At 28.0% G+C, this 17,122-nt stretch carries 14 protein-coding genes; 9 read left to right on the top strand and 5 right to left on the bottom strand.

Annotated elements, in window-relative coordinates; genetic code table 11:
• Nucleotides 1–58: 58 nt before the first annotated feature.
• The 8 genes from HZC47_08190 to HZC47_08155 all read left to right on the top strand — a co-directional run bounded on the left by HZC47_08190 (nt 59) and on the right by HZC47_08155 (nt 9,369).
• The gene (locus HZC47_08190) at nt 59–1,243 is read left to right on the top strand and encodes a nucleotidyltransferase family protein (protein MBI5680856.1); all 1,185 of its coding nucleotides are present in this window, start codon (nt 59–61) and stop codon (nt 1,241–1,243) included.
• Between the two features lie 177 nt (nt 1,244–1,420).
• Nucleotides 1,421–2,596 (top strand): ATP-grasp domain-containing protein, encoded by a 1,176-nt coding sequence (locus HZC47_08185; GenBank protein MBI5680855.1) that lies wholly within the window; start codon nt 1,421–1,423, stop codon nt 2,594–2,596.
• Complete coding sequence (locus tag HZC47_08180; protein MBI5680854.1) at nt 2,589–3,440, top strand: polysaccharide deacetylase family protein; 852 nt, start codon at nt 2,589–2,591, stop codon at nt 3,438–3,440. The genes HZC47_08185 and HZC47_08180 overlap by 8 nt, the downstream gene beginning before the upstream one ends.
• A 53-nt stretch (nt 3,441–3,493) precedes the next feature.
• A complete protein-coding gene (locus HZC47_08175) occupies nt 3,494–4,114 on the top strand; it encodes a PHP domain-containing protein (protein MBI5680853.1) in 621 nt (206 codons plus the stop codon).
• Nucleotides 4,115–4,177: 63 nt separating this feature from the next.
• Nucleotides 4,178–5,383 (top strand): glycosyltransferase, encoded by a 1,206-nt coding sequence (locus tag HZC47_08170; GenBank protein MBI5680852.1) that lies wholly within the window; start codon nt 4,178–4,180, stop codon nt 5,381–5,383.
• Between the two features lie 73 nt (nt 5,384–5,456).
• The gene (locus HZC47_08165) at nt 5,457–6,338 is read left to right on the top strand and encodes a glycosyltransferase family 2 protein (protein ID MBI5680851.1); all 882 of its coding nucleotides are present in this window, start codon (nt 5,457–5,459) and stop codon (nt 6,336–6,338) included.
• Complete coding sequence (locus HZC47_08160; protein ID MBI5680850.1) at nt 6,338–8,233, top strand: hypothetical protein; 1,896 nt, start codon at nt 6,338–6,340, stop codon at nt 8,231–8,233. The genes HZC47_08165 and HZC47_08160 overlap by 1 nt, the downstream gene beginning before the upstream one ends.
• On the top strand, nt 8,233–9,369 hold the full coding sequence (locus tag HZC47_08155) for a glycosyltransferase family 4 protein (GenBank protein MBI5680849.1): 1,137 nt from the start codon (nt 8,233–8,235) through the stop codon (nt 9,367–9,369). The genes HZC47_08160 and HZC47_08155 overlap by 1 nt, the downstream gene beginning before the upstream one ends.
• A gap of 34 nt (nt 9,370–9,403) precedes the next feature.
• Here the strand turns inward: HZC47_08155 and HZC47_08150 are convergent, their stop codons facing one another.
• Both HZC47_08150 and HZC47_08145 read right to left on the bottom strand, forming a co-directional pair.
• On the bottom strand, nt 9,404–10,396 hold the full coding sequence (locus HZC47_08150) for a hypothetical protein (GenBank protein MBI5680848.1): 993 nt from the start codon (nt 10,394–10,396) through the stop codon (nt 9,404–9,406).
• 396 nt (nt 10,397–10,792) lie between these two features.
• The gene (locus tag HZC47_08145; GenBank protein ID MBI5680847.1) at nt 10,793–11,725 is read right to left on the bottom strand and encodes a hypothetical protein; all 933 of its coding nucleotides are present in this window, start codon (nt 11,723–11,725) and stop codon (nt 10,793–10,795) included.
• A gap of 419 nt (nt 11,726–12,144) precedes the next feature.
• On the opposite strand from HZC47_08145, the gene HZC47_08140 reads away from it, so the two are divergent.
• On the top strand, nt 12,145–13,254 hold the full coding sequence (locus tag HZC47_08140; GenBank protein MBI5680846.1) for a glycosyltransferase family 4 protein: 1,110 nt from the start codon (nt 12,145–12,147) through the stop codon (nt 13,252–13,254).
• Nucleotides 13,255–13,276: 22 nt separating this feature from the next.
• Here HZC47_08140 and HZC47_08135 read toward each other — a convergent pair whose 3' ends face one another.
• The 3 genes from HZC47_08135 to HZC47_08125 all read right to left on the bottom strand — a co-directional run bounded on the left by HZC47_08135 (nt 13,277) and on the right by HZC47_08125 (nt 17,117).
• Nucleotides 13,277–14,872: a hypothetical protein gene (locus HZC47_08135; GenBank protein MBI5680845.1), complete on the bottom strand. Its 1,596-nt coding sequence runs from the start codon at nt 14,870–14,872 to the stop codon at nt 13,277–13,279.
• A 130-nt stretch (nt 14,873–15,002) separates the two neighbouring features.
• The gene (locus HZC47_08130) at nt 15,003–16,019 is read right to left on the bottom strand and encodes a glycosyltransferase family 2 protein (protein MBI5680844.1); all 1,017 of its coding nucleotides are present in this window, start codon (nt 16,017–16,019) and stop codon (nt 15,003–15,005) included.
• Between the two features lie 105 nt (nt 16,020–16,124).
• On the bottom strand, nt 16,125–17,117 hold the full coding sequence (locus tag HZC47_08125) for a glycosyltransferase family 2 protein (protein MBI5680843.1): 993 nt from the start codon (nt 17,115–17,117) through the stop codon (nt 16,125–16,127).
• Nucleotides 17,118–17,122: the final 5 nt, after the last annotated feature.

Below are 17,122 nucleotides of genomic sequence, written 5' to 3'. Positions count from 1 at the left end.
CCTTATAATAATTTTTTCTAATATTTATAATTATATATGGGAGCAGATGGTGATATAAATGGAGTTTAATTCTAAAATCCGCGTTGAAGATGAAATAATCCTATGCTGTGCCCGTACAAGTCTTGATCTTGAAACTAAAGATAAATTATTATCATTAATTGAAAATGAAATTAACTGGACATACCTACTGGAAAAAACATCCAAAAACAGGTTATTACCATTACTGTATTTTCAAATTAATTCGGTTTGTCCCCAAAAAGTTCCAAAAGATGTTTTAAATAATTTAAAGGATGATTTCGATGAAAATCTTCATAAAAACCTTTTATTAACAGGTGAATTGATAAAAATACTAAATTTATTCCAATCTAAGGAAATATCAGCAGTTCCCTATAAAGGGCCTGTGCTGGCGGTTTCAGCTTATGGAAATTTAGGATTAAGAGTATTTGATGATCTTGACATTTTTATTCAAGAAACTGACATCGGAAAAGTTAAAGAATTACTAAATTCTAAGGGATATGAAATGGATTCAAGTAATGTAGGTGACTTAAACTATATTAAATCCCAAAGGGAGTACCATTTTATTAATAGTGATTCTGGTGTACAGATTGAAATAAAATGGAAATTATCTGGCATTTCTTTTTCATTTAAAACTGATATTAGGTACTTGTATGATCCAAAAAGCTTTGAACATGTTAAAATTTCAAATACAGATATCTTAAGCTTTTCTCGGGAAGATTTATTATTAATATTATGTATTCATAATGCGGGGCACCGTTTTCAGTATTTACAATGGATATGTGATGTTGCAGAACTTATCTGTTCAAATAATATGAATTGGGATAAAATAATGGATAAAGCAGGAAAATTAGGTATTAAAAGAATGTTATTTATCAATCTTTTACTTGCAAATGATCTGTTGGATGTAAAAATTCCCAGAGATATTTTAGAAGAGATAAATAAGGATAAGCATAGTAAAAGTATTTCAAATAAATTAAAGGATGATTTCTTCTCTAAAAATAATGGAGAACCTGGTCTTTTAGAATATTCTATTTTCCATATCAAAATAAGGGAAAATTTAAGGAATGGTTTAATGGATTTCATATTACATGTTTTTGCACCATCTGACGAAGATTTAGCTGAAATAAGATTACCTGGCTATTTATTTCCATTATATTATATTGTAAGGCCAATTCTTTTACTAAAAAGGCAGAGTTGGGGTATTTTTAAATCAAAACCTTTATAAAAAATTATAAAAGCTTAAAAAGATATTTGATTTAGAGTAAGAACAAATAGATTTATAAATTTCTTTTTTAAATAATATACATTAGTTTTCTAATCAATCAAAATTATTACTATTGAAATACAGATTTCAACGAATTTAACTAATATTAATATTTTTTAATCATGATTTGGAGATAATATGTCAAAAGTCCTTGTAACTGATGCTCAAATGAGAAGTTCTCTTGCAGTAATTAGATCTTTAGGAAAAAAAGGAGTTTATGTTACAGCAGGAGAAGAAACCAGATTTACTACCGGGTTTTTTTCTAAATACTGTAAAGAAAGAGTTGTTTATCCATCCCCAACAAAGGATCCTGAGGGATTTGTGGAATATCTAATTCAACTAATTAAAAAGGAGCAATTTGATGTTATATTTCCTGTTGCAGATGCCTGTCTTAAACCAATAATGGACAATTGGGAAGAAATATCAAAATATACGAAAATAGCTTTACCTAGTCCGGAAATTTTCATGAAAGGCTATGATAAAGGACTTACATTAAAAATAGCAATTGAAAATGGTTTACCGTGCCCTAAAACTTTTTTTATTAATGATGTTGAAGAATTAAATAAAATTAAAGATAATTTAGAATATCCAGTAGTAATAAAGCCAAGAATTAGTTCAGGACGCAGAGGAGTTAAAATTTGTAATTTTTGGGATGAACTACATACTGATTTTAAAAAAATAAGTTCTAATTATGGTAAAGTACTTATACAGGAATATATTCCATATGGTGGCGAATTAGGAGTTTATACACTATTTAATAATGGATCAGAACCTAAAAATGTGACAGTTCAAAAAAGGATAAGGTCTTATCCAGTTTCTGGTGGTCCAAGCACACTTAGAAAAACAATTAAAAATGAAACCTCAAATAAAGCCATAGAAACAGCATTTAAACTTTTAAAAGCCATGAATTGGGAAGGAGTGGGAATGGTTGAATTTAGAGTGGATTCACGGGATAATTCATTAAAATTAATGGAAGTAAATCCCAGATTTTGGGGTTCTCTACAACTTTCCATATTAGCAGGGGCTGATTTTCCTTACCGGCTCTATAAAATGATTATGAATGAGGATATTGATGAAGATTTGGATTATAAAGAAGATATATATTGCAGATGGCTATTACCTGGAGATATTTTATGGTTTTTAAATTCTCCAAATAAACTAAAGAATATTAAAAAGCTCCTGAATTTCAGTAATCCTGACGATATGCTCTCTTGGAGTGATCCAGGGCCTACATTTGGGTTCATTTTAGCAACTTTAAGATATATTTTTGATAAAGACATGTGGAAGTTTGTTTTGAGGAAAGACGATGATTAATGCATTTAGTATAGATTTAGAATACTGGTGGCACAATGAATTCTTAAAAGGATATGAATTTAAGAAAGAAGACCCTCAGTTGGGAGAATCTACAGAAAAACTTTTAAATTTACTGGAAAAATATAATGTAAATTCCACATTTTTTGTATTAGGCTGTGTAGCTCAAAAAGAGCCGGAATTAATAGAAAAAATAAATGATGCGGGCCATGAAATTGCATCACATGGCTATTCCCATAAACCCGTTAATAAACTTGAAAGAAGTGAATTTGAAGATGAAATAAAGAAATCTATAGATATTTTGTATAAAATAACTCATGAAAAGCCTTTAGGGTTTAGAGCACCTTCATTTTCCATTAATAATGAAAATAGATGGGCATTCGAAGTTCTTGAAAAATACAAATTTAGGTATGACGCCAGCATATTCCCCATAAAAACAATGCTTTATGGTCTTCCTGAAGCTCCATTAAATATTTATAGGCCTTCTAAAGAAGATTTAGCAGTAAACGATCCTAATGGTAAACTATTAGAATTCCCATCAACAGTTTTAAGGTTATTGGGTAAAAATTTCCCATTTTCAGGAGGATTTTATCTTAGAACAATTCCAGCATGGATTTTAAAAGCAGGTTTAAGACAAATTAATAAAGATAGGCCGTTTGTAATTTATACACATCCTCGGGAAATAAATCCTAATATACCTAAGCTACATTTGCCATTTAAATCAAAATTTATAGTTTATCACGGTGTTAATTCAACTTTAGGGAAAATTGAGATGCTACTTAAAAATTTCAAATTTACATCCATACGTGAAGTTCTTGAAAATGATTATGGGACATTTAATGAATGATTATGTTCAAATTCAGTTAAAAAGGAAGATTTAATGCTATGCGGGGAATTTAAATGGAATACGACTTACATGTTCATTCAAAATATTCAAATGATTCTTTTCTTGATCCAGCTAAAATAATTAAGATTGCAAAGAAAAAATCGTTAAAAGGAGTTGCAATTACTGATCATAACACAATTAAAGGTGGAATAACTGCTTTAAAAATTAACAATGACGTTGATTTTGATTTAATTGTCGGTGCTGAGATAAGAACAGAATATGGGGATATATTGGGATTATTTTTAAATGAAGAAATAAAAAGTAGGAATTTTCTGGAGGTTGTAGATGAAATAAAATCACAGGATGGTTTAATTTCCTTAGCACATCCTTACAGGCATTATGAATTCCCAGAAAAAATTATAGATAGCGTTGATTTAATAGAAGCATTTAACGCCAGATCCATTAAATCAGATAATATAAAATCACTTAAACTCGCAATAAAGTATAAAAAAGCAGTTACGGCTGGAAGCGATGCTCATCTTGGATTTGAAATAGGTAAAGGAAAAATTAAAGTAAATGGAGAGATTAGGGAAGCTTTAAAAGAAGGTAATGTGAAAATAATGGGATCAGAATCTAATTATTATTGGGTGCATGGATTAAGTGTGTTATCTGAAAAAATCAAAAAAATAATATAAGACTTCTATATTAACTTAAAAATGATTATGTGTTTATTAAAATTTAAAAAACGATGAGAAACTATGATATTAACATTAATTTTAGTTATAATTCTTTATATTTTATCATTTCTTGTAATATGGCAGTTTGTAGGTTATCCTGCTTTAATGGCTATAATTGCACTTAGAGGAGATAAAAAACATAAGGATTATGCCTATAAGCCATTTGTATCAATTTTAGTACCTACATTTAATGAAGAAAAGGTAATTGATGAGAGAATTAAGAATTTAGATGTTCTTGATTATCCTGATGATAAATATGAAATTATTGTGGTTGATTCAGGTTCTGAAGATAAAACAAGGGAAATAGTGGAAAAAATAATAAAAAACAGAACTCGAAATCCTAAATTAAGTTTATTAGTTGAAAAAGAAAGGAAAGGTAAAGCATCGGCTATTAATTTTGGAAAAAAGAATTCAAAGGGAGATATAATATTAGTAACTGATGCAAACACCACCTTTGAAGAAAATGTTTTAAAAGAAATGATGCCCCATTTTGAAGATCCCAAAATTGGTACTGTTGGAGGTAAACATACATTACCTGCTACTGGTAGCTCAATTACATCTTCAAATCAATTCTATTTGGATTTAGAATTCATAATGAGAAAAGGAGAAGCAGCTTTAGATTCAGCATGCCTATTTCATGGAGAAATAAATGCATGGCGGAAAGATATTGTGGATGCAGACACAAGAATGTTATCAGAAGACCTGGACATGGCCATTCAAATTAGAAGAAATGGATATAAAATTGAATACGAACCAAAAGCTGTTTTCTATGAACCATCCCCTACAACAGCAGAAGAAATAATAATACAAAAGAGAAGGACAAGTATTGGAACTATCCAAACCATCTTTAAACATTTAAACTACTGGATACCTCCTAAAAATTATTATTCATTTCTAATTTTTCCTTCCCACAAGGCATTAGTCATGTTTTCGCCGTTTATATTAATAGCAATCCCAGTTCTGTATTTAATAATTATGGATTTAAACATTATAATTACAAATCTCATTTTAACTTTAATTATATTTGCACTGGTTTTTGGGATATTAACTTACTTAAAATCAAAAATAATTAAAAATGAAGCTTCAAAATCAGGATTTTCAATAAAATCTTTCCCCAGTATTGCGTATTATGTTTTATTGAATGAATATCTAATATTATTGGCATGGAAAGATTTTATATTTGGTAAATATTCAGTATTATGGGAAAAAGTAAGCACAACAAGATAATAAGGTGATTTAAAATCTTTTTAATTAAATTAAGTTTATATATGCATTTAAAATAAAAATAATTGGTAAAAATATGGACAATAATCATCCAAAAGTCTCAGTTATTCTCCCTACATACAATAGGGGAAATATAATTAGTAATTGCATAAATTCGGTTATTTCGCAGGAATATAGCAACTGGGAATTAATAATATCTGATGATGGATCATCAGATAAAACAGAAGAGGTTTGCACTAGTTTTAAGGATGATAGAATAAAATACTATAGGAATGAGAATAATTTAGGCTTACCTGGAAATAGGAACGCAGCTATAGATAAAACTTCTGGAGATTTTATTTTATTTACAGAAGATGACATGGTTTTAAAGGAAGATTGTATAAAATTACTGGTTGAAACATATCAAAACATTAGTAAGGATGGAATAAATGTTGGGTCGGTTTGTCCGGCGTTAATATCAAGTTTTGAAGATGAAGGAAAGAAAAGAAACATGTTAAACTTTGCCAGACGTTCAAAAGAGGAAGAATTATCCCATAATCCCTCAGTAATTGATAAAAAAACTGGTTTAATTTATAGAAACTTTTCAGCGGACTTTAAAGAAGTAATTGAGGTTAATGATTGTCATTCATGCTCATTATATCCTAAAAATATTTATGATGAGTTTAGATATGAAGAAAATGCATATAAAGGAAGTTATACTGGTGAAGAATCAGATTTTCATTTTAAACTTACAAAAAAGGGATATAAATTATATTTTCAGCCTGAAGCCATAATGTTTCACAATGTTGAAAGTGAAGGGGGCTGTAGGCTTCCATTATATTCATGGTCCTACTATTTTATTAGAAACCATATAATATTTTTAATAAGGAATTTTGGGATTAAATCTGTTTATATGGCTCCGTATTTCCTTTTATTTGTCCTATATGCAATTTTACACTATTATTTAGGTGAAAATTAATGAGATTCATCGAAGAAATTATAGATAAGGAAAAAAAACATATCTGGAAGGTAATTAACAATGCAGATATAATTATTGGAATTTTATTACTTGTATCTGGAATTTCAGCCTTCTTTTTGGGCTTTAAATTAGGGGCAGATAGATTAGAACAAGTATCTTTAATTTTAATTTCTGCAACTGTATTATTCTTTATTTTCCGAGGTAAATTTCCAAAATCCATAGAATCTTTATTTTCAGAGGGAGGAATCTCAAAAACAAAATTTTTATTGATAAGTATCATTTTCTTTTCCTTATTCATATTCTCTGTTTTGATCATCAACCAGGATTTATATGGTCGTCCATTATCATTTCTGGTGATTATATCCATTATAACGGGATTAATAGCTGTTCAGATTGTTTCAACTACTAATAAAAGAGATTATTATTTGATCTTGTTTGAGATCATAATTTTGGGCATATTAGTTCGTGCAAGTGTATTTTACCAGTTTTATGGGTATATCGGGGGCGATCCATGGTCTCATGCGTGGTCAATAACATTAATTACGGATATGGGGCACGTTACTGAAGAAATGAAAGGTTATTCTAATTTTCCTTTCATGCATTTATTTATTACATCAGCACACTATTTAACCGGGCTTGATATCAAAAATTCCATGTTTATTGCAGGATTATCTCAATTTTTGAGTTTTACATTTATATATCTTGTTGTTAAGGAATTTTTAGGCGATAAAATAGGATTATTGTCTTTTTTAATTCTCGCTGTAGCAACTTATCCCGTTGGTATTGGATTTTTAATTATACCTCAATCATTTGGTATAACATACGTAGTCATAGTAATCTACTTGGTTTTTATCCAAAAAAAGATTGAATTAACATATAAAAAGATTGTTTATACCATATTTACTATACTATTTTTAACTGGAATTATATTTACTCATACAATAGATTCATTTGCAGCATTGATTATTCTTTTAGCAATATTTTCAGTTGATACTTTTAAAATGAAAGTAATGGAAATTTTTGGAATTGTTTTTGAAAAAAAAATGTATGTTACACTAACATTAATTGTATTCTTTTCAGTATTTGTAATATACTACTGGATGTATTCATCAGGAATGATGGGAGTAGTTGGAGATAGCTTAAAATGGGGTCTTTCTGCTAGTGATCAAGCACCTGCTGTTTCTACGATCATGGAGAGTTTTACGACTACTGCAATGAAAATGCTTCCATTATATCTATTTTCATTTTTAGCTTTAATAGGGACTTTATTTACTTTAAAAATTAAAAATTTCAAAACTATATCTCTTTATGGGTGGTTGGTTATATTATTCGTTTTTATCAGTGTATTTTTAAGTTTAAATTCTTTTTTACCTGCCCGCTGGTTTATTTATGTTATGATTTGTCTTATAGTTCCAGTAGTTCTTGCTGTAATGTCTATATCTCAGATTTCGCCTAGAAAAGTTACTACAGTTTTTTTACTAGTTATTTTAATATCATTTATGTGGTTGACCAGCTATGATGCTAATGCTCAAAATGTTAATCCATTTACACCAGGTCCTACACAAGGAATGAAATATTCAGAAATGAATATAGGAATTCTTGATGATATTCCATCGAGCATAAAATTATATATAGATTTAGGGCATCGTCTTCCCAGTATTACTAACTATAATGTAACTGTGGAAGATGCATCTCGTATATTATCTGGAAATGGAAATTTAACTGGAATTATTTTAGTTAGGAAAGACCTTGAACATAATCCTTTTTCTACAAGTGCATTGGGAGGAGGTCACTTTAGTGTGAGTGGTTTAGACCGTTTATTTCTGGATAAAATAGAAAAAGAAAATAGAATTTATGATAGTGGGACGGTTACAGCTTTTGAGGGAGGAATTTAATGAAGTTACTAATGGTTTATGGTGACCCTCGAGTGGAAATGTTTGGAGGTGTAGAGGAACATACAAATAATATAATCCACTATTTATCAAAAAAACATGATATAAACATCCATGTATTGACTTATGGGAATAAAAATGAAATTTTAAAGCAAAATGATATGGAAATTAACATATCTAAAAGATTAGCAAGCAATATAGCTTTATATATGTTTCTTTTACCCTTTGATTTATACAGGTTAATGAAAAAGATTAATAAACAAAATTTTGATGTAATTCACTTTCAGGGATTTCATCCACTGTATTGTATGGCTGCAATGTTATGCCAAAGGAAATATCCAACAGTGGTTACATTACATGGTATTTCATCTGTGGAAATGGATTATCATGTAAAAAGGAATTTTATATTAAAGTTTTTTTCAAAATTCGCTGAAAAATTCGCTCTTTCAAGGATTAAGAATATTATAGTGGTAGCTCCACAAATAGAAGAAATCATTCAAAAAATGACGGATTCAAAAACGTTTATGATACCTAATGGAGTGAATATAGATTTGATTAAGAGTATTGGATCGTTTCAGTCCGATAAAAATAATGTTATATTTTATATTGGTACTCTCGTTAGGAGAAAAGGACTATACGCATTAATAAAAGCATTTCAGGAAGTTAAAAAGTCTATTTCAGATTCTTATTTATATATTGCTGGGTCAGGTGATGAAGAAAATGAATTAAAGGATTTAGTTAAAGAATTAGGCTTAGAAAATGATGTTAAATTTTTTGGTTTTGTAAAGGGAGATAGAAAATATTCATTAATTAAATCGGCAAATGTTTTTGTACTACCATCTTTTTGGGAATCGCTTCCAATAGCAGTTTTAGAAGGAATAGCGTGTGGAAAACCAGTAATTGCTTCTAATGTTGGGGGAATACCTTATTTAGTAAATGATGGGGAAAATGGATTTCTTGTAATGCCTGGAGAAGTTGATGAACTTTCAGATAAATTAATAACCTTACTTAAAGATAAAAAATTACAAGAAAAGATGGGCAATGAAAGTTTGAAACGATCAGAGGATTTTGATTGGAATAAAATCTCTGATAAGACAATTGAAGTTTACAATGAACTAATTAATAATAAAAGGGATTAATATTTAGCATTCCGTTTCATTTATTTTACATTTTTTAATTTGACGGATTTTGATCACTTATTTTGTTAGTATCAATCTTTAATTTATCCATATATATTCCGAGCAATATTGCAGATAATGCTAATAAAAATGTGGAACGCAATGGTAATATAAATTCAAATATTAAATATGCTATGAAAACGGCGAAAAATAAATTTTTTGTTCTATTATATGAAAATAACGCTATTGAAGCAATAGCCAATGTAACAATTATGTCTAAATACTTAAAAGCAGTGAATAGGCTGCTTTCGGCCGCTACAGGGGCAAAATGGAAGAATATGTTAGAATTCCAAAGAATAAATGGTAAAACAATGATTAATGGAACTAATATTATAATTAGTAACGATTTCTTGAAATTTTGGAAGTTTTCTTTTTTGAAAATATAACAAATTATTGTAGGTATAATAAACCATATATAACCTTTTGAAGCTATTAAAAGCCCAAATATTAGACTACTAAGTTTAAATCTACTTTTATAAAGTAAATAGAGGCCTAAAGCGACAAATGTGGCTACAGTCATATGATCTGTGTGGTTTAAAAATGAAACTGCAAAATGTACACAAATTAAAAGTGATACCAATCCAAAGTTTAATTGGCGTCTATTTTCAGAAAAATTCCATAGAATAAATATTATTATAAAAAGATTTACGATGTTCTGGTATGCAACATTTCCCAGTAAATAAAATGGTATGGAATATAATGGTAAGGATGGAAAAGGAGTAATTTGTTGTCCAAGCTGTGTTACAGCTTCGTATGGGTATTGGAATGAGAATAATTGGTTAATCCAGATTGTTAATGCATCATCACTGTCACAGTAGTAATTAATAGATGGATTATTCCCTAAAAACGTTAAAGTTACAGATGAAATTATTAATAGAGATATAATTAATAGTGTAAATTTTTTATTATCTGAAATTTTTTGGCCTATTTTAGTGAATAGAACTACATAAAATAATAAAAAAAGAATAAAATAACCTAAATATATCATATAAGTTTCTTTAAGAAAAAAAGGTAACCATGTACTATTGCTAGTGTAAATTGAAAAGCTACGAATGTCAAATAAACTAAAAATAAAAATTAATAAATAAAATAATTTCAAAAAATCTATATTTTTTAAATTAAACATAATATATCCTCATTATTAAAAGTTTTTATACAAATGAATCAGTAAAATACTTTTTTAAACAGTTTTGATTACAATATATACATATTTGTCCATAAAAATATGATTTAGGTCAATTAATTATTCTATTAAATTCATATAGAATATTATATATTTAAATATTCAGGTTTATAATCTCTGATAAAACATTTGAAGTTTGTAATGAACTAATTAGTGATAACGAGAATAATATTTAGTATTTTATTTAATATTTTATATTTCTTAATCCGATTGACTTTGATCACTTATTTTGTTAGTATCAATCTTTAATTTATCCATATATACTCCAAGTAATATTGCAGATAATGCCAGTAAAAACATGGAACGTAAGGGTAATATTAATTCAAATATTAAATATCCTATGAAAACCGAGAAAAATAAATTGTTTGTCTTTTTATAAGAAATTAAAGAGATTATAGCAAGAGCTAAAGCAACAATTACATCAAAATACTTAAAAGCGCTTAATCTACCACTTACTGCAGCTAATGGGGCGAAATGGAAGAATATGTCAGGATTCCATATAATAAATGGCAAAACAATGATTAATGGGATCAATATTATAATAAATAAGGACTTCTTGAAATTTTGAGATGTTCCTTTTTTAAAAATATAATATATTACAGTAGGTATTGTAAACCAGATATAACCTACTGATGCTGTTAGCAACCCAAAAATAACACTTCCCCATATAAAACGGTTTTTAAAGAGTAAATAGAGGCCTAAAGCTGTAAATGATGCTAGGGTTATGTGATATGAGTGACTTAAAAGGCAAATTAAAAAAGGTGTGCTAATTGAAAGTGATATTAATCCAAAGTTCCTCTGCAGTATATTATCTGAAAATTTCCATATAACAAAGAGTATTATAAAAAGATTTATGAAATCCTGGTAAGCGACATTTCCTAATAAATAGAATGGTATGGAATATAATGGTAAGGAAGGAAAAGGAGTAATTCGTTGTCCAAGTTGTGTTAATGCGTCATATGGATATTGAAATGAAAAAAGATGGTTAATCCATATTTCTAAGGCATCATCATAGTCAATATTTTGATCAATAGAAGGAATATTCCCTAAATAGTTTAAAGTTACAGATAAAATTATCAATAATACTAAAAGTAAAATACTAAATTTCGGGTTATTTGAAACTTTTTGGCCCATCTTTGTGAATAAAAGGATATAACCAACTATGAAAATAACGGAATAAAGTAAATATATGATATTAGTTTTAAAAAGGAGAACTAAGAACCATGTATTGTTATTAGTGCTCGCAGCAACGTTGTAGATTTCAAATAAACTTAGAATAAAAAGGAATAAATAAATTAATTTCAAATAATTGATATTTTTTAGATTAAACATGAATATCCTCATTATTAAAAGCTGTTATCTCATTGAATAAGTAAAATAATTTTTAAAGGGGTTTTGATGATGTACAATAATATATTTGTCCATAAAGATAAAGTTAGATCAATTAATATAATTATATAAAATTCATATGGAGTATTATATATTTAAATATTCATGTTTAGATTATATCCTGTTAAAATATTCTCAAATAAACTATTAAAGGAATTTATATTATGAAAGTAGTGATTGTAAGCGATTATTCTTTAAATTCACCATATGGCGGTCTTCAAACACATGTTTATCATTTAGCCAAAGCAATTTCTAAAAATTCTGTTGAAACCCATATTATAACTTTTTCAGATAGAAACGAAGACATTAAATCAAATAATTTGAATATTCACTTTATTAAAAGGTCATCAAGACTTCCAATGCTTTTTACAATTCCATTTGATGCTAAAAATGTTATAAACAAGATAAAAGAAATAGATCCTGATGTTGTCCATGTTCAAGGAACTCATTATCCTTATAACTACATTAGCAGAGCAATACCTGAAAAATATCCGGTTATAATAACTGTTCACGGTATAATGGCTACAGAATATAAATTCAATAAAGGTTTAAACTTCATTGGAGGATTTATTTCATATTTACTTGAAAAATATGCTTTTAGGAAAGCTAAAAACATTATTGTATGTTCTGAGGTAATGAAAAAAGAGATTGGCAAATTAAGCAGAGCAAAAGTGTATGTTGTGCCTAATGGGGTTGACTGTAAAAAAATTGATAATTTTAGTTCATCTAAAGTAGTTATACACCCTTCAATAATTTATATAGGGTTATTAGAAAAAATAAAAGGTGTTGACACATTAATTAAAGCAATTAATATTATTAAAGATGATATTCCTGAGATTCACTTTTATATTGCAGGTAAAGGATCCCAGGAAGAAAATCTAAGGAAACTCACTAAAAAATTGGGTTTAGAAAATAATATCGATTTTCTGGGCTACATTTCTGGAGAAGAAAAATATTCTAATTTTAAATCCGTGGACATATGTGCAGTTCCTTCAAGGTATGAATCATTTGGAATTACCATTTTAGAAGCTATGGCCTGTGGAAAACCAGTAATAGCTTCCAATGTAGGTAATATTCCATCATTAGTTGACGAAAACACAGGTATTCTATTTGAATCTGAAAATGAAAAAGATATTGCCCAAAAAATAATAAATCTGCTGAAAAATCAGGATTTACGAGATAAAATGGGTTTAAATGCTGAAAAAAGAGCAAAAGAATTTGATTGGGATAAAATATCTGAAAAAACAGTTAATATTTATAAAAAGATAATATAAATAAAAATTTTAATCATTTAAATCAATTGAAAGATGATTTACTAACTTTTTCTAAGCTGTTTTTTATTTTATTAAAATCTTTTGTTTTTGGATCCAAAAAAGGTACTAGATAATAATTATCTAAATATTTGATAGATGGAAGCTGAATATATCCATTTTTTTTAGCAAATTCTAGGAATGGTACTTGTTCTTTGCTATTGATTGTTTTATTATCTGTAGAAATAAAAAGTATCAAATCCGGACGATTTTTTTCTATATATTCTTCAGTTCCAACTCCATTTTTAGCTATGAATTTATTATTCAACCCTAAAATATCAATATGATTCCATCCTGAAAAATAAGGTAAAGAACCGGCATCTACACTTGCAAATGTTAAATTATCATAAGAAACGAAACTCAATTCATGTGCCAGTGGAATATATGATGATGAGAATCTATCTGCAGAATGATGCAGACCTTGAACTTCTAATACAAAACTTAAATTGGAAGATAAGAGGAGCAAAACAATTAAAAATCCTAAAATACTGGTTTTTTTATTATATAATTCATTTAATTTAGTATTCTTCAATTCATTAATCAAAAGAACCAGGAAAATTGCTGTAACTATGTATATAATCACAAAAGAGGGGTAATAAAATCTTTGAACATAATTCATTAAAAGGAAAGAAAAAATATATAAAACATCTGCAAAAAAGATGGTAACACACATTGTAATGATTAAAACACCTATTTTTGAATTAAGAATCTTTTTAGAGACCAATTCCACATTTTTCAGTAGATATAGGATGATTATTATTGCAAATGGGGCAATATATTTAATAGCAGAACCCAATGCATCTATCCCACTAAATAATCCTCCCATTGATACAGATTTTACCAAAAATGGAAGAGGGAACAATTCATGGAAATATAAGATTCTAAATAGCATATATACTCCAATTGGTATTATAAATCCCAAAATAAAAGGTAAACATTGATTTATCTTATTTTTAATATCATCATTTTTGTTTAAGGCAGTAATGTAGATTAATATGAATAATCCTGTAGAGATGAGAATTCCTTCTGGTCGAACAATACTGGAAATTAATGAAACACATGCAAAAAGCCAAAATAACCTATTATTGGCTGATAAAATTAATTTATATGCTAAAAACATATTAATTAGTATTAGTAATGAATAAAACATTGTTTCCAAACCGGAAACGGCGTGAATCGTAGTAGCAGGGTTAACTAAGAGCAATATTGATGAAATACAGAATACTTGCATAATTAACTTTTTATCTTCAAACATATCCTTTGCTATTACCCAATATACAAAAACAATCCATATTACGGAGCTAATACCCAAAATTTTGGTGAATATTACAGGATCTAATTTTAAAAATATCACAATAGAAGATAGTAAAACCCATAGAAAATTGGTATAACCTTCAATAGGTGGTTCATTTATATTCCATATTAATCCATAACCTTGGACTAAATGAAGAGCATATCTAAATGAAATATAAGCATCATCAGCGGTAAATTTCCAGATATACAATATAAGGAACGCAAAAATTATTAATGCTAGAAAAAGTAGCAAATAATATTTATTCACACGATTAAATATGTTTTTCATAGTATCTCCACATAAAATTTTCAAGCTGATTTAAATCCCAATATTTTCCATTCTAAAAAAAACCATTAAACTATAATTCAACTGTTTTTATTAAACATAGCTTTATTAGAATATAATTATTTAAATAAATTCAATAACGGAAAATTGATTTATTTTCACTGCTTTCTCCTCTGATATCTTTTAAGAATCTTTCAGTTCTTTCTTTATCTTTGATCATATAAGCTTTTAGAACCAGTTCATAACAAAAAGCAGGCGCCAAAGCAAATATATAGATTAATAACAAAATAAAAAGGTCTTTACTTAATCCAAAGTTTAGGATAAATGCGTTTTTTAACTGTATAATGTAATTAAAGATGTTTCTATTATTCAATTTTTCTATCAATATAATTACACAAAAATATTCAATTATCTCAGGATAAGTTTCCTTAAAGTAGATGGTCTGTTTACGGATTTCTTTATCTTTAATTAGGAGGCAACTGTTCATCCAACCTACAGTAGAGTGTAAAAGGGGAAATCCCGGGTGATGCTCATCTATATTTTTAACTATTTCTTTTTTTGAAACATAAACTTTAAAGTCTTCTTCTATGGAATGGTTAATAAATTCAAAATGAGGATATAAGTTAGGCACATTAAAATAGCCCTTATGAATGCAATTAGAATCATATAAATCTGTTTTGAAAATAATTGCTGGCCAAAAACTTAATGTATGATAATACCTCGAACCGTTTTTTAATAATTTTCTACTTGATGTAAAAAGCCCTCTTTCCCATCCCTGTTGAAAGTGAGATGTCACTATAATAATATCAGGTTTTTCTGAATCGATAGCATCTATCACATCTAAGCAGTCAGAAAAATCGAAACTATCATCATCACACAGTATCCATGTATAAAGAGAATTGGAAGTTTCCACTGCTCGTAAGTAGTTTGGGTTGGCCCCTATGTTTAATTTGTTTCTTATTATTCTCATTTTGGGGAATAGTTGTTGGTATTTTAAACATATTTCAGGAGTTTCATCGGTAGAACAATTATCTATAACTGTGAACTTACAATTAACGAATGGACCTTTAAGTAATTGTTTTAATGTGTTTTCAAGGTCTTTAGGTCGATTATAGGTTATAAGAATGATTTCCAGTTTTTCTTCAATCATGATCGTTCGTCCACATATTCATATTAAATCTAAAATTTTCTATAATGTTATATTAATAGCTTATATCACTGTTTATATATTCCTTTATTTTTTTTAATTTGTTTCTTATTTTCTTAATCCAGCTTTAATTCCATTATAATAACATGATAATTCGCTTAATTTGTTGGTAATAACAAATAATGCGGCGGTACGCCAGAATTCATATAAGAAGAAATATAATTTGAATATATTGTATTTTTTCTTTGTAGCGTATTTTTTCATAAACAAGAATCTGTTTCGAGTGTTATAAAATACATTGAAACCAGTAATTTTCTCTGTGGAAACTGATCCTTTGTGCCATATTTTTGAATGAGGATTACATACTATCTTATAACCTGCTTCTTTAGTTCTATAACAGAAATCAATATCTTCCCAATAAGCAAAATATTCTTTATCCCAATAACCTACCTCTTCAATCAACGTTCTTTTAAATAATAGGGAACATCCCCCAATAAAATCAACTTCAATTAAGTTTCCAGGTGAATATTCAGTGGGGCGCCCATTTCCTTTATTCCAATTGATATTCCAACCTAAAGTCTGAATTTTATCTTTTTCATTGTAATAATTGATTTGCGGACCAATTATTCCGATTTCATTATCATTTTCAATTGATTTTATCAATATGTCTAAGAAATTGGCATTGACCACCGTATCATTATTTAAAAGCATAACATAATCCGAATTTAATTTGTCTAAGGCAAATCTAATCCCAATATTGTTTCCTTCAGCAAAACCATAATTCTTGTCATTTTTTATTATTACGACTTTTGAGAGGTTTAAATCATTTAAATTCATGTTCCTTTTTTCAGCCTCTTCTTTGGTGAATTCGGAATATTTTAGTGGTTTATTACCTTTTATATATTCAAAAAAAGATGATTTAACAGTAATATTTCCTCCCAGATATTCTTTAATTTTTTTTATGGAATTATCATGGGAGTTATTATCTAAAATAATTACGTTATAATTAGGATAATCAATCTGGAATAGTGATTCTAAACACTCAATAGTATCAGTCCATCCATTCCAGTTTAATAAAATAATTGTTACATTTGGATTCATTTTCG

Source organism: Methanobacterium sp. (assembly GCA_016222945.1).
In the GTDB taxonomy this organism is placed as follows: domain Archaea; phylum Methanobacteriota; class Methanobacteria; order Methanobacteriales; family Methanobacteriaceae; genus Methanobacterium_D.
The sequence above is the reverse complement of the archived record's forward strand: the minus strand, read 5'-3'. Positions and strand labels throughout refer to the sequence as shown.